The sequence below is a fragment of the Erwinia sp. S38 genome (assembly GCF_016624545.1).
In the GTDB taxonomy this organism is placed as follows: Bacteria; Pseudomonadota; Gammaproteobacteria; order Enterobacterales; family Enterobacteriaceae; genus Erwinia; species Erwinia coffeiphila.
The window spans coordinates 1-14,318 of the sequence record NZ_JACVTS010000043.1; the positions used below are offsets into that span (position 1 = coordinate 1).

Consider the following 14,318-nt stretch of genomic DNA (forward strand, 5'->3'; position numbering starts at 1 on the left):
AACTCTCAACCTTTCAAGGCCATATGTCAGATCAAGTCGCGACTAATACAGGTTCATATATTTAAATGAGAAGCCACATGGCTTAGAAAAATCGGTTGGATGTTGCCACATTAAAATTCTCAACAGCCTGCCTGGACGCTTCCCAAGGTTAAGTAAACTTGCCATCAGTCATCGCAGAGGAATCATGGAGCATCATATTTCGCACGTAGTGCTCTTATGTATTCAGTAAGTATGAACATAAGGTGGTGACCAAAGCACTCGCATTGTGGATAACGGAGGCATTGACTTAGGAAGTGATGAAACACCTCTCAATACGCAGGAAAAAGTTTTGTTAAAGTCCCTATACAGCCTTTATAGGATTTGCACAGACAGCGCCTTTGCTAACGCTTATCCGTCTCATTTGAAGTGCTAAACTTATTTAGAACTAAATTTCGATAAGTCATGGAGAGAATATGCTAAAGCGCAAAGCTGAGATAGATATCGGAACGGATCACATTATTGTAGAGCGGCGCTACCGGGCGCTAGGTGCGTTTAATGATCTGTTAATCGCGATGTGGTTTCTGATTGGAAGCGTTTTCTTTTTTTATAATTCGATGATGAACAACGGAACATGGTTATTTGTGGCAGGCAGTCTGCAGTTACTCCTTCGGCCTGTGATCACTTTGGCTGAACTCATACATGTGCGAAGGGATCATGCGAGACGATGAAAGCAATAAGTTCCGAAATTAAAACTGATGCAGCAAACATTCCTGCAGAAGAGCCAGGTTCCAGTCTTTATTCAAGACTTATTTATCAAATAATAGGATCATAAACCTGCCTTCATCCCCGGTAATTCAAACCAGCGACAGGGTATCCCCAGCCAGTGTCAGTAACCCACCCTCTGAGAAATCGCCCTGTCCTGTATTGATGAGTAATGCCAGTCAATTGGAACGGACTGTCACCAGACATTCAAAACACATTGGACTGAATATCAGTAATCCGTTTTGCGCAATCGCAGATATTTCATCTTATGACTTTCGGCCTTCTGCGCCAGATAGCGCACGCGGAAAATATCATGACGGGTGATAACCCCTTTCACCTTCCCTGACTCAATATCGGTGACCACCACCATGCCCACCTCCTCGCTGAATAAGTGATCCGCGATATGGCTACACAAGGTGTCTGGATGGGCGCTAAATGGTGGTTGGTCGCTGAGTAACTCTTGCAAGCTGATATCCATCGCACGCTCCTGAAGCTGCCAATGAATCATCTCTTTACGCGATACCACCGCGATAAATTGGCCATGCGCATCCACCACGGGATAATGATGATGCGCATGCAAATCACTCATAACGGATATCACCTGATGCAGCGGCATGCTGGCTGGCAAGGACGCCGGTTCGGCAGTCATGATCTGCCGTGCTTTAGTGGTTTCCAGCGTGTCGGTGGCATACTCCTGCACGATGTGATGCCCTCGACGCGCCAGACGTTCGGTGAAGATGGAACGCGGCATCATCAACACGCTCACTGCATAAGATGCCACGGCAGCCCCCAATGCCACGGGTAGCAGATGAAAATGCCCTGTTACTTCTACCGCAAACAGCGTTCCCGTAAGCGGTGCACGCATTGCCCCGCTTAGAATCCCGGCCATACCCGCCATCACCAGCATGCCGCCGTAACCTGGAACCAGATGTGCTGCCACTGCACCCACCGCGCCACCCATTATCAGCAAAGGTGCCACCACTCCGCCGGAAGTGCCTGAACTCAGTGATACCAGCCAGACGATACTTTTTACCAGCAGCAGTGAAATGATGATGTTGATTGCGAGCGTGCCATCTAACAGGCTTTGAATACTGGCGTAGCCCGCGCCCAGCACGCGAGGTTGAATAATGCCGCCTAGGCCAACAATCACTGACCCCAGCGCGGGCCACCACATCCAATGGACAGGTAAATGATGAAACCACTCTTCCAGCCGATACAGGCTTTTAGACAGGGCCACGGCGATCAGGCCCGTCAGAGCACCAATACCCACCGCGATGATGAGTTGCATTGGTTGCAATTGAGACATCCAGTAGAAAGGAAAAATGGCGCCAGTACCAATCAGCGCATTTCGCCAGCACCAGGAGACAAGCACTGCGCTGACTACCGGAATAAAGCTGCGTGGCTTCCATTCAAACAACAGCACTTCCAGCGCCAGCAACACCGCCGCGATAGGTGCATTAAAGATGGCAGTCATGCCAGCTGCAGCTCCGGCCACCAGCAAGGTCTTGCGTTCGGCTGCGCTGAGATGAAATAACTGCGCAAACAGGGATCCGATTGCGCCGCCGGTCATGATGATCGGCCCTTCCGCACCAAACGGCCCCCCGCTGCCAATCGACACCGCCGAAGAGAGCGGTTTAAGCACGGCCACTTTGGGTGACATCCTACTTTCGCTATAAAGAATAGCTTCAATCGCTTCTGGAATGCCGTGGCCGCGAATTTTTTCCGAACCAAAACGTGCCATGACACCAATGATCAAACTGCCCAGTACCGGTGCCGCAATGATATGAAGCGCCCCAGCATTGCCAGGCATCACGTGTTCGACGAACGAGAACTGCTGATACCAGAATAAATTGGTCATCAAGGCGATAAGGTGCAGCAGCACAATGGCACCAAACGCGCCGCCGGTTCCTATCAGAATGCCCATCAGCGCGAGTATAATCACACGCTTCGTTACAGTGTGGTCAGAAAGTCTGGGCCGATGTGGGGAATCGGACAACGTGTCCCGCATCTTGTTGCTCCTCGTTACATTATCGAAACGCGCAATTTACATCGCAATGCGATACAAATTCAATACTGAAAGGTTTTCAACATGTCACAGCCCAACAAAATGAACGATGCCGATTACACACTGCTGGCAGACTTCCGAGCCACCTTGAGGACGTTTATGGCCTTCAGTGAAACTCAGGCACGCAACGTAGGATTAACGCCGCAACAACATCAAGCCCTGCTGTCGATTCGTGGCACTGCTCCAGGCAATGCCACGGTGGGTTATGTGGCAGAACGTCTGATGTTAAAACCACACAGTGCGTCAGGCTTACTTAGTCGTTTAGAGGAGGCCGGTTTGGTAATGCGCAAGTCGGATCCAACCGATCAGCGTAGAACTTTTTTGCAATTAACAGAGGAAGCGGAGCAACTGCTCGAGTCGCTGTCGCTGGCGCACCTGGAAGAGTTGAGCAACCTGAAACCGATGTTGCTCTCGATGATCAACCAATTCTGCTAAGCGCAATGCCAGCAGCATCAGCATAATGAAGTCATCACTGAAGAGTGATGACAGATTAGAGAAATACTTTCCCCTCATAATGTCTACTTATCAGAAACTTAGTCTGATATTTAAAATATCGCAGTAGCCCTGAAGTCGTCTAATCATGATTTTTTCGTAGTGAAATTAAAATACTCATAAAACATTCAACCAATTTATAGAACGACCAGGGTATACTTAATTACCCAAGCACACTAAATAAAAACAATAGAATGAACTGGCGATCTTTAAGACCGCCGAAGTAATCATATAGAGAGGTATTATTGGGAAGAGTGGATCCTCAACGATTCCAAGCGTCATAGCTAATTGCAATCGATAACAATCCCCAGAATACAAGATATTCAACTCCTCCGCCAGCCCAGTACCAGCCAATCCCGTCTGTCGCAAACACTGCATATATGGCAACGGCCATGGCTCCCGCAGACAGCAGTCCTGCCCAGCGAGTAAACAGGCCAAGCACCAGTGCGATTCCTGAGGACGCTTCAACGATTATTGCCAGTGTTAAAAACAACCATGCTGGGTGCAAACCAGCACTTGCGAAAAAGTCGGCTGAACCTGAAAGGTCACGAAGTTTCGATAATAAATGAGGAAAGTAAAACATTCCTGCAATGATTCGAGCTCCGTTTATGCCATGTCTCAAATCAAACCGGTTCGGCATTAATGCTGGACCAAGCAATCTTTTTAGCAAGGATGGTGCCTTATATGTAGAAGATAAGTTTGACATAGTTTCCCTTTTTTAGTTAGCAGCGATTTTTCGTATTCAGTACTTTTTGAGTTATAGACAGATGTGAAACCATAGAACTCGTTTTTAATTTGTCTCAGGCTAAGATTATCTTCAAAAGAAAGTTTGATTAACTTGATTTAAAACAGGTTCGTGTGAATTTTTATCTAATGGATAACACATATAACTCTCTGTTTAATCCACCAAATTCCATATGCGTTTATGTGATATGAAACTGAATTTCTTCATTCACGTAACGCGTGCGCATCACATCTCTCAGCAACACCATGCCCAGGTTTAAACTTGATGACAAATGGAAAAGATCGTAGTTAATCGTGATAAATCGAGCTTTGTTCAGTGAAAATTTAATAAGTTAAAATATGGACTACTGTGGCATAGCAGTCCATCAACAATGTGATCAGTCAGTTTCCAGTTGCGAATATTTAACAGTGCTAGCTATGTTTTCTAGGAAATTTTTAAGTAAGCGCACCGCCAACATTACACTTTGCAAGTTATAGTATAACGAAGTGTCATTCTTTATCAGATACTCTTCAAAATCACGATTTCGTGTCAGTGCCATAGCACGGTTAATCTGCTCGCGGAGGTGATTACAGTTATTCATATATACTTCCAGCGAGAGGTAGTCGCCGTCAGTTAGTTGATGAAGTAGCGCATTAATCTGTTCAAACTTCGTCATTAACTCACGGTGGTCGTTACCGTGTCTCAGAAAATCATCGATATCCAATATCAAAACCCTTTAGCAAGATCATCTTTAGTTAAAAACTTTGCCAGTTTGCACTCTCTGTACTTTTAAGAGGAGCAACATGAGATGATTTTGCATCTGAACTCCCTGCGGGTATATCAACCACCTCGCGCATCATGTTTGTTGTAACCTCAGGAGGCAGAGTGAATTTTCTAACCAGTTTGGACAGAGATTGCGCCTGATCTTGCAGAGAAGCAGTAGCAGCGGAAGCTTCTTCGACCAGTGCGGCATTCTGTTGCGTGACATCATCCATCTGACTGATGGCCAGATGTACATGAGTGATACCTGTGTTTTGCTCTTCTGCTGCTGCTGCGATTTCACTAACCAGATCATTTACTTGCCGAAATGCACCCTTCAATTCGGTCATGTTCTTTTCAACTGTTTCAGCCTGAGTCGCTCCTGACTCAACGAGAGAATAAGATGTGTCAATGAGATGTTTTATTTCTCTGGCTGCCTGAGTAGAACGTTGTGACAAATTACGAACTTCACCTGCCACTACCGCAAACCCCTTGCCATGCTCTCCCGCTCGCGCTGCTTCAACTGCAGCATTGAGTGCCAAAATATTTGTCTGAAAAGCAATACCTTCAATAAGAGTAACAATCTCATTAATTTTTTTAGAACTTGTCCGAATCTCAGCCATAGTGCCCAACATATTGCCCAGTGAAACAGCACTGGCATCAGAAAGTTCAGAGGCATTTCCAGCAAGAAGTCTTGCCTGGCGCGTGTTATCTGCAGTCTGTCTGACGGTCTCGCTCAATTCAGCCATGCTGGCTGCAGTCTGCTCCAGTGAAGCCGCCTGCTGTTCTGTCCTGGAGGAAAGATCCTCATTTCCCGCTGCTATTTGAGAAGAGGCGGAGCTTAGTGAATGAGAAGCAGTGCTGACGGACGAAAGCGCATTTCCAACACTATTGAGGAGCTGATTAAAAGAGCGAGCCATCCCACCCACCTCATCTCTTCTGCTACCATCCGCAGTCATGCTCAAATCTAAAGTCTGTCCAGCATGGTTCATGATATCCCCTATGCGCTTAAGACTTCCTCGAATTCGAAGCAGGGTTACTGTCGTCAGGATACCTGGTAAAATGAGAATTACAGTAATTCCCCCCGTTAACCCCCACAAGGCTTGATGGTGGATCATTTTATTTTCAGATCTGAGTTGCTTCCCAATTGAGACATTCAGAGCAAGTTGTTGGCGATAATCTGCCTTAAGCTGAGAAATAAAGCCTCCAATCTCATTTGGTCTCTCAAGTAAGTTGCGAGTGACCTCATCCTCATGCGCGCGTGATGCTTTTATAAAGCCAGGCAAACGCGTTTCGATTTGTTTCAGAGTATTGAGTCCAGACTCCGACAACTGTTTGTCTTCATCACTGGATATATCGTGGTTTAAATAGTTCTCAGCGAGACTTTTGATAACTTTAATGCGCTGATTTATCTCATTCTCAACAGCTGGCATCTGGGTGTTATCCGTCTGACTTTGGTATTTATAGAGCATCAAGAGTAACCCATTTGAGCGGTCAATCAGTTCGCCCAGAATCTGGATCGAGGGAATTACATTAACCTGGACGCGTTCAAATCGATCCTGAAAGCCACTTAAGAGTTGAATGGCGGCTAAGCCAGTAGCGACCAGTGATGCTGAAAGCAGAACAAACGCTAGAGTCAACCTCTGAGTAATATTCATCTTATTTACCTGATAAAAACTATACAGAACCAATTGCATTGTATTTAAACCATCGGCACTCTTTGTCGAAAAGTTACTTCAATAAATATGATTCTATTCTTCATTAATGATCATTTTTTTTGAATTAGTCTATGGGCGACTGAACACTTTTACATTGTTCTTTTAGGCGATTCGTGAGCCATCCACTGTCTGTATTGCGCCGGCGTCATGTCCATTATCTGATTAAAAGCTTTCCTGAAGGCGGTATCTTCAGAATACCCACAATCAATCGCAACCTGCCGGATGCTTACGCTGGTGCTGACCAGCATCGTACAGGCCGATTCAATACGTATCCTCGTAATAAATTCTTTAGGGGTTTCCTGTGACAACACTTTCATTCTGCGTTGCAGCGTGCGTTCCGTAACATGTAATGCGGAGGCAAGCTGCGCTGCCGTTATAGACGGATTTTTAAAACGGACGATTTCCTGCGCCCGATTTATAAAAAGAGTACCGGACTGTAAAGTAGCTGACGAAGCCGGCAGATGATGATGCAGATAATGATTATCCGTGAGAGACATCTTAGACGCGAGGTTGGCCACATCCCCACCTGCTCCTTTTTCAATAATATGCAGCGCCAGAGAAATCCAAGAAAAACATCCACCGGTAGATATCACCCGACGGTCCTCAACAATCATTTTACCCCGGATTTGACTGGCATCAGGATATCGCTCTTGAAGCATGTGACTAACCCACCAGGTAGTGGTGTAAGAACGTCCTCTAAGTAAACCTGCTTCTCCAGCAATTACACATCCAGTGCCAGTAGTAGCAATGAGCGTGCCATTCGCATACAACTGTCTAAACCAATCAGCTGCCTGACGAATATTTTCTATATTAAGAGGTTGAAGGTCTTGTCCCAGCAACATGCCAGGCGCAATAACTACATCGATTTTTCCCGCCGCCTTAAAAGAACTATCAATATGAATTAGCCTGCCCTCAGCATCCCAGACAGGTGCTCCATCTGCGCTGACAATGACAGTTTCAAAGGGCGCCTGTGGAAACCTGGCTGCATAAGCAGGCGATCCTGCAACGGCTTTATTCGTTATCCAAAAGATATCTGTCAATCCAGAAATAGCTGACAGAACGCTGCCCTCGAGAGCAAGTATGGCGACACGCATAAGCGGATTCCTAAATTAATGTGTCGTAATTTGCGTGAAAAATGTGACTTTTTTCATCCCTTGTATGCCAGTTTTTATATCTAGCTTGGTGAAGTTATTCTCAGCTGAATACATGTTTTAGATCCATTTTTTCAAATACTAAAGAGTATAAAGGTGATTTGCTTTGATGGGCACTGATTGCATTTAGCTCCGCACATGGGTGAGGACTAACCGCCGGACCTTCACTAGGAAGATTGTAACTGGCGCAAAAGATCGTTCCGGGTTTGAATCAATGCAGCTTTAACACGCATCTTTAAGTTATCAGTGTGCGATTATCCATAGAGGGCGCTAAGGAGTAGACTTTAAGCCATCGCTGACTACCCCCCAGCGACCTCAGAAACGCACTAACCTAAGCAGAGTGAGGAAGATTTATCTAAGATGGTCTTGCCACGGTTCATCTTGCTTCTAATTGTATGAATGACTTCATTTTCAAATGACTGGATGCACAAGATGAGACTCGTGTATGTCTGTGTCCCGGCCATCGTAGCCGGGCTAATTACTGAATGAGCAGCGGGATGCGAAATGACACCGCATTGAGCTGTTTAAAAGCGATGATTATCCCAACGGAAGAGGATTCAGTTAGCATGCGCGCGAAATGTCATAGGACAGAGATTGGCTGAGAAGCCAACGATCATCCATCAGCAGTCAGACTCAGCAGCTAAGAGCATGAAAAAGTTAAAAGGCTCAAACCACATTCGTGACTCTTCACCTGAGTTTTAATCTCGCCAGACGATAATGTCAGCAATCCCAGTTTCCACAACCGCAATGATAGCCAATCGCTGCATTTGAAACTGCATTGGGGTTAATGAGGATCGTGATGGCTGGCAACGCCATTTTTCCGATATGCGCCGTAGTCCCCAGGTAACTTCTTAGTGAACCTGGACACAACCATCGGCGCGGCAATTGACACAATGATGATTGCGCAGCCCGCAATCTGGTCTGTTGTGATTGAATCCGATAGCAGCGCATAGGAAAACAGAAATGCAGCGGGAAGCTCAATTGTCACCAGCATACCTGCAAGGGAAGTGTTGGTTTTTGGCATACCAAAACCATAGAGCAGCACAGGTAGGATTGAAGAAAATATCGCATTAGCTACTGACCACATGCTGCTCTGACTCATAGGAGCGATATCGATATTTTTGTTGAATAGGAATAATGATGCTATGAATGCTCCGAACGTCAGGATCTTCGCCTTATCAATGACGCGTACGCCGTTGGCAATATTAGACGAGGAGACGATAAGCAGACTGTAAGATACGCCTGCCCCTAATCCCCACAGCAGCCCTCCAGAATTGACTTCCAAGGACCCTCGAAAAATCCCCGTGGCGGTAACCACACCCGCCATGATGAAAATGAAGCTGGTGATATCACGGCGTGTTAATGGCTTTTTCTTTATGAGCGCGTTCAGCGTCGGCGCCATCCACGCTGACTGCATCATCAGCAGAGTGGACGTCGGCACCCCAACGTAATAAACGGCATTATAGAAACAGTAGGTAATGCACATAATAGGAATGCCGGTAGCAAGAACGAGCAGCTTATCCAGGGTAGGAAACGCACCAGCCTTATTGCGATTTATCTCGGAAAGCACGAAAAAAAGCACGAAAGAAAAGAGAAACTGCGTAGGGATAAGGCTTTCAATTTTTGCACCACTTGCTGTGGCCAGACTTAATATCACTCCCGGCATGCCATATGAAACAGCCCCAATGAAGACGGACAGCGCGCCGACAGCTCCTGACATTTTCAAAATAAACTCCTTAGTGTGACCACCGATTCTGGTACAACGTGAAAAACAAGCCAGTCTAGTCGCTTATGAGCTAACAGCAAGTGAAGCAGCTGACCGGTTAATACAGATGCTTCTTGTTTGCCCTCAGAGCCCCTATCCAGGGTGATCAAACAATTACCCGAGTGTCGAGCATCAGCCAGTTAAGGCATTTAGCTTTAAAAATCCAGAACTCAGGTCCTTCACCCGACCTTTGACGTCTGAGCGAAGTTTTAATGCATGCCGATTGACTTAGCCAGACTGAAGCGCCGGCATGCCAGAGCGTTGATGTTGGCCCACCTGGTTTAGCCGAGTTTTTTCTGACACCATTGAGGATAATCAAGCCATACCACACCCATGCGCACCGATTCAGAGCAACATGTTCGCTCGTGATCAATACTGAGAGTGGCTCGCATACCAAGTTCCCACCGAAAGCTGGTGGCCAGGCCTTCCAGAAGAAGAGGCGGGGGGTTTCTCAAGAAACTGCCTTTCGAGTTATGCCCGTTACAGTTTGCCCCGTTAAAGGCTCTGGTATAGTCGGATCGTTGAGAGTACATCCGATTACTTTTTTAAAATTTGCTATGACATTATTCGCTCTACACTAACTACGCACATAACAATTCAGGAGCAAATCCATGAAATATTTAATATCAGGATTGATGATGCTGGCATCTGGTCAGGTCATGGCGGACATTAAGACTGAGCAGAATTACCCTGCCTGTGACCTGGAAACGCAGCGCAATGTAAGTGAAACAGGAACCAGGATTACAGATCCGCTTGAGGCGCATATTTCGCTGAGGATCGATATACTTCAGGCAGATATCAGCACGGCACGTAAAGCTCGTATACTCACGCAGGCGCAGGCTGACAAGCTTTGGCAATCGGCATCACGGGTCAGAAATGAAACGGCGCATTTTGTTAAACAACAAGGCTTTCTCAGCGCTGCAGAACGGGCATCTTACGACAGGGAACTCGATGATATCGCTATAAAATTTTGTGGCAAGATAGAAGGATAATTTTGGGTCATGCGTCAAATGATCGCAGTCAGTCCTTCATATAGGAGGCATTCTCATGCCCTTCCAACTACTTCAGCGTTCTAAATACCTCTTTAGATACTTAATAGTTGGGGATCCAATTCAGACCTGACCTTGAGCTGTTGTAATTGACGGAGGTTTCCAGGTTTCCAGGTTTCAGGTCTCAACTATCCCCTGCGCCAGGCAGACGTTATGCTAATCCGTAATCATATGGTCAGGTTAAATATTGGATTGCCAGCCTTTCCTCAAGTTTTATGTTCAGACCGGCTTATACACACCAGGCACTGTGATGGATTTTGACAGTTCTTCTGTGACTGCAGCGTACTGTGACGCAACCATCGGTCATAACGTTTTTGATATTATTTACGATGCGAATGGCACATGGACCGTTACTTCCAGCACAAACTGATGTCAGCAGACCATTTGAGTCTGTAAATATCAGGTGCTGAATTCGGTTTTTTAAACAGCAGGTATACAGCTCTCCGGTCAATGGTAGAGCTTGTGACCAGCAACTCATATCAGATGTTTAATTAAGAGAGGTTTACCATGTGTGCCTTCAAAATTAGTCTTTCAGAATTTACAGATTGTGCAGTCGCAATGGCTATCTTCTGACAAAGAGCTGTAAAGAAGCCTTTATTGGCTACAGCAGCTCAGCGCTCAACTACCCCATATCCATGACTGGGAAATCGGTAACATTGCACTCAGTGTGGGTGTAAGGAAAAAACCAAAGTTGGCCGAGACGGCGAAATTGATGTACTCGCACTCGTGAAGACAGTGCTGCGCTTTGGTATTCCAGGTGGCGAGCTTAAAGAGACTATCGATCAGCTGCCTGACACTGAGCAACACATGTAGTGTGGAAACATCAACCTGGGAGGTAGCTTTTGCTACCTCCTTTTTTAGCCATGCATCCCACATAATCGGCAAGCGTAGTATTGGACACATTTCAAAAGGATGATTGTCTACTCACACTTTATCGAGCCTAACTTGGCCATCTGCATAACGGAGGGATTATGTTGAGATTTTGTCCAAACATGGGTCACAACATGCAGCTGATAGAATTTAAAATCCTGGCAATTACATCGGCCTCGGCGGACAAAACATGGGTCACAGCATGATAACGGCAAGATAAATATGTGTCACAGCATGCATGCTACGAATGAAACCTGTGTCACAACATGTATTCACGGAAAACATGTGTGGTGGCATGCATGAGTTACCGAAAATGTGTGGAGGCATGCTCTTCACAACATGTGTCATAGCATGCGTATATGTGAGGAGGTCAGCTATAAAGTCGAGAAAACATGTGTCGTAACATGCTGAAGCTCATTCATGATACCTTTACAACAATGTGAGTACTCACTTACGTTATTAACACCATGCAGAGCAACTCACTTACCTGTGTCATAGCATGTAGCTGGAAAGGAAACATGTGTCATAACATGCTAGGCAAATAAAAAGCATGTGTCACAGCATGATAAAATTCAAATCATGTGTCGCAACATGCAAATGATCTGGTTGGTGCATGCCCTAACACATGTCTCGCATGCTGCCGCCCATGTTTCAGCGGTGCCTTTCAAAGTTCACATGCTATGACCCATACTAAGCATGCTATGACACATACTTTGCATGTTACGACACATCATTCTCGTATAACTCTTTGAGTTTCTTGTTTCTTTTATTAATAAACAGGAAGGACTCCCTGCCCTTCTTAATGATGCTGTATTCGATATAACCGATCTTTTCCATGGCTAAAAGCGCGTTTTTGATCAAACGGTTTTGTTCCGGAACGGGAGAGGTTAACAGCAGACGTTCACGAATGCGGGAGAAGGATATTGGCGCAGGATTGTCAGGCAGGCTGGCAATGTAAGTATAAAGCGTCTGAGCAACTTCCTTACCTTTCAGATAGGTATAGGGCTTTTTGCGAAGTAGAATCGTATAGTCGATTTCATACAGCTCCCAGAGACGTTCATCTGCCTCGAGTGTTACCGTGTCTTTATCACGATCAAGCAACGCGGTCTTAAGCAGTTGGGTAAAGAACATTTTGCCATTTCCTTCCCTACGCTTAAATTGAACCACCTTCGTGCCGAGTTTCGCCAACGAATCAAAGATTTGATCGCGTAGACGGTGGTTAACCTGCCGTGAATCATACTGGCAAAGTTGGGCAAACTCCTTGAAAGGCAACGTGATGTTATTACTGTCACGTCCATACTTGCTGAAGGCGCCAATAACGCCCATCCAGACGCTAAAATCTGAGGTAATATTGAGGCGTTCGCCGCGGATCTGGATGTCGTTATACCCTTCCTTACGAGCGAATTCGAGTGATGAAAAAGGCTCGGATACGTCAATAATGTGCTCAGATCCCTTTTTCAGCGCGCGCGAGTTGGGTACGAATACACCGAGCCTGAGTAAAATGGCCGGTTGAACTGAAGAGGCACTGGTGACTGTGAGTACTTTATGTTCATCTTCAGCGGAAGCCAGTAATGAGTCATGGAAAAAGTTATTGTCAGCCAATGGCTTATCCTCTTTATACACAGAACCCGCGCATGAGTGCATAACAGACGGGATTTGCATGATGTGACACATGTTACTGCATGTTATGACACATGTTTATCATGCTGTCACACATGTTTTGCATATTACCACACATGTTTTGCATGCTGTGACACATGCAAATCCTCTGAAAGGCGCGCCAGCACAGGGCTGCGAGCGACGGGGATCTGTTTGGATCTAATTAGGATCTGATCAGGATAATTATTGGATCTAAGCTGTGGATATGTGGAAAAAAGATCCTCAGCAAGCAATTGTGGGTTTTATCAGACCATCGATGAGATAATTAGCCATTCGTTCAAGAGGTTCTGAGATTGGTGTGCGTGAAAGTATGCCGAAATGCTTCTTGCAAAGACCGTAGTGCTGACACTAAGAAAAGCCTTTTTCTAACTCAAGAACGAACTGCATAGCCAGCAGATGCTATTTTCATCAGACATAGTGCTTAAGGCTTTATTGGTGCTATAAACTGAAATCAATACATTAGCTATGAAAATCATAAGTGATCATCTCTTCCATATCTTGATAATGAATCTCATCGCTCTTCAGAAGGCTTCTAAGCGAAAAATTTCATTCACGCTATCAAGGGAAGCCTTTGAACATGAGCGTCTCTCCGTGCGTTTTGTAGAGTTCTGAGGGGTGTTGTTTATACCGGTCAGACTGATCAGCCTGCTGATCTACTGAATCCTTGGGTGATCAGTGGAGGTAAAAATGATTTCACGTAAAATTATGTCACTATTAACAAGACTTGTTGCAGTCCGCTAAGGAATGTTTACCCACTTCCATCAAAAAATCCCCAAAAGCTCTAGCTATAAGTACGTGCAGTCCTTAATGCATTTATCAAAAATGCCGTAAAACACTGAGGAGAATTTGTCTCTCTAAGGGGAATCATTCTTATAGATTAGTTGTGATCCATACGCTCTAGGGCCAAAAAGTTTAGGCTTCCCCATTTCCTCCATGGAGATGTAACTCTTCAAAGTCTGCTGTAGCAGACCCATTTCAATAAGTGGGCAGGCAATTCTGGATATTAAATGGGCAACCCTGCCCCAGGTAGTGTTAAGTATTAACATATAAAACATTAGCATAAACTCGGTAATTATCTGTGACAACGTCACATAGTGTTGGATTGAGAAACTTAAACAGATTATTATCTGGGTTACGACGTCACATCTAATTCCAATTCCGACCACTGGGCAGTCTAGGGGAATGTATCTGAACTGGTTTCCATTCCCTGAATAAATGCGGCTGCAGAACCGATATGATGATCAGTTATGACATATGGCGATCCCGTCTTAAATTGTATTAGCTCAGACCTGATCTGACAGTTACCGGTTATTTATACAGGTGTC

The 14,318-nt window shown here is 45.5% G+C and carries 10 protein-coding genes; 3 read left to right on the forward strand and 7 right to left on the reverse strand.

Annotated features, from left to right (window positions below):
* Positions 1–452: 452 nt before the first annotated feature.
* The gene (locus IBT46_RS27630) at positions 453–707 is read left to right on the forward strand and encodes a YrhK family protein (protein ID WP_200539521.1); all 255 of its coding nucleotides are present in this window, start codon (positions 453–455) and stop codon (positions 705–707) included.
* A 263-nt stretch (positions 708–970) separates the two neighbouring features.
* Here the strand turns inward: IBT46_RS27630 and IBT46_RS26390 are convergent, their stop codons facing one another.
* Positions 971–2,683, reverse strand: a complete 1,713-nt coding sequence (locus IBT46_RS26390; protein WP_353621462.1) for a chloride channel protein — start codon at positions 2,681–2,683, stop codon at positions 971–973.
* Between the two features lie 147 nt (positions 2,684–2,830).
* Between IBT46_RS26390 and IBT46_RS26395 the strand changes: the two genes are divergently transcribed.
* A complete protein-coding gene (locus IBT46_RS26395) occupies positions 2,831–3,241 on the forward strand; it encodes a MarR family winged helix-turn-helix transcriptional regulator (protein ID WP_200539287.1) in 411 nt (136 codons plus the stop codon).
* Between the two features lie 319 nt (positions 3,242–3,560).
* Here the strand turns inward: IBT46_RS26395 and IBT46_RS26400 are convergent, their stop codons facing one another.
* From IBT46_RS26400 to IBT46_RS26420, 5 genes are all read right to left on the reverse strand, one after another.
* Positions 3,561–4,004, reverse strand: a complete 444-nt coding sequence (locus tag IBT46_RS26400; protein ID WP_200539288.1) for a DoxX family protein — start codon at positions 4,002–4,004, stop codon at positions 3,561–3,563.
* Positions 4,005–4,419: 415 nt separating this feature from the next.
* Positions 4,420–4,746 (reverse strand): hypothetical protein, encoded by a 327-nt coding sequence (locus tag IBT46_RS26405; RefSeq protein ID WP_200539289.1) that lies wholly within the window; start codon positions 4,744–4,746, stop codon positions 4,420–4,422.
* 31 nt (positions 4,747–4,777) lie between these two features.
* Positions 4,778–6,439, reverse strand: coding sequence for a methyl-accepting chemotaxis protein (locus IBT46_RS26410; RefSeq protein ID WP_200539331.1), 1,662 nt, complete (start codon positions 6,437–6,439; stop codon positions 4,778–4,780).
* Positions 6,440–6,588: 149 nt separating this feature from the next.
* Complete coding sequence (locus IBT46_RS26415; protein WP_200539290.1) at positions 6,589–7,593, reverse strand: GlxA family transcriptional regulator; 1,005 nt, start codon at positions 7,591–7,593, stop codon at positions 6,589–6,591.
* An 841-nt stretch (positions 7,594–8,434) separates the two neighbouring features.
* Positions 8,435–9,370: a DMT family transporter gene (locus IBT46_RS26420; RefSeq protein ID WP_200578918.1), complete on the reverse strand. Its 936-nt coding sequence runs from the start codon at positions 9,368–9,370 to the stop codon at positions 8,435–8,437.
* 656 nt (positions 9,371–10,026) lie between these two features.
* Here IBT46_RS26420 and IBT46_RS26425 point away from each other — a divergent pair.
* Positions 10,027–10,407: a hypothetical protein gene (locus IBT46_RS26425; RefSeq protein WP_200539292.1), complete on the forward strand. Its 381-nt coding sequence runs from the start codon at positions 10,027–10,029 to the stop codon at positions 10,405–10,407.
* Positions 10,408–12,054: 1,647 nt separating this feature from the next.
* On the opposite strand, the gene IBT46_RS26430 is transcribed toward IBT46_RS26425, so the two are convergent.
* Entirely contained in the window at positions 12,055–12,996 is a 942-nt protein-coding gene (locus tag IBT46_RS26430) for a RepB family plasmid replication initiator protein (RefSeq protein WP_234465571.1), read from the reverse strand.
* Positions 12,997–14,318: the final 1,322 nt, after the last annotated feature.

What these genes read in the sequence shown, in the direction of transcription:
- IBT46_RS27630 (WP_200539521.1), top strand. Translation starts at nt 453, where the DNA reads ATGCTAAAGCGCAAAGCTGAGATAGATATCGGAACGGATCACATTATT.
- IBT46_RS26395 (WP_200539287.1), top strand. Translation starts at nt 2,831, where the DNA reads ATGTCACAGCCCAACAAAATGAACGATGCCGATTACACACTGCTGGCA.
- IBT46_RS26400 (WP_200539288.1), bottom strand. Translation starts at nt 4,004, where the DNA reads ATGTCAAACTTATCTTCTACATATAAGGCACCATCCTTGCTAAAAAGA.
- IBT46_RS26410 (WP_200539331.1), bottom strand. Translation starts at nt 6,439, where the DNA reads ATGAATATTACTCAGAGGTTGACTCTAGCGTTTGTTCTGCTTTCAGCA.
- IBT46_RS26415 (WP_200539290.1), bottom strand. Translation starts at nt 7,593, where the DNA reads ATGCGTGTCGCCATACTTGCTCTCGAGGGCAGCGTTCTGTCAGCTATT.
- IBT46_RS26420 (WP_200578918.1), bottom strand. Translation starts at nt 9,370, where the DNA reads ATGTCAGGAGCTGTCGGCGCGCTGTCCGTCTTCATTGGGGCTGTTTCA.
- IBT46_RS26425 (WP_200539292.1), top strand. Translation starts at nt 10,027, where the DNA reads ATGAAATATTTAATATCAGGATTGATGATGCTGGCATCTGGTCAGGTC.
- IBT46_RS26430 (WP_234465571.1), bottom strand. Translation starts at nt 12,996, where the DNA reads ATGCAAATCCCGTCTGTTATGCACTCATGCGCGGGTTCTGTGTATAAA.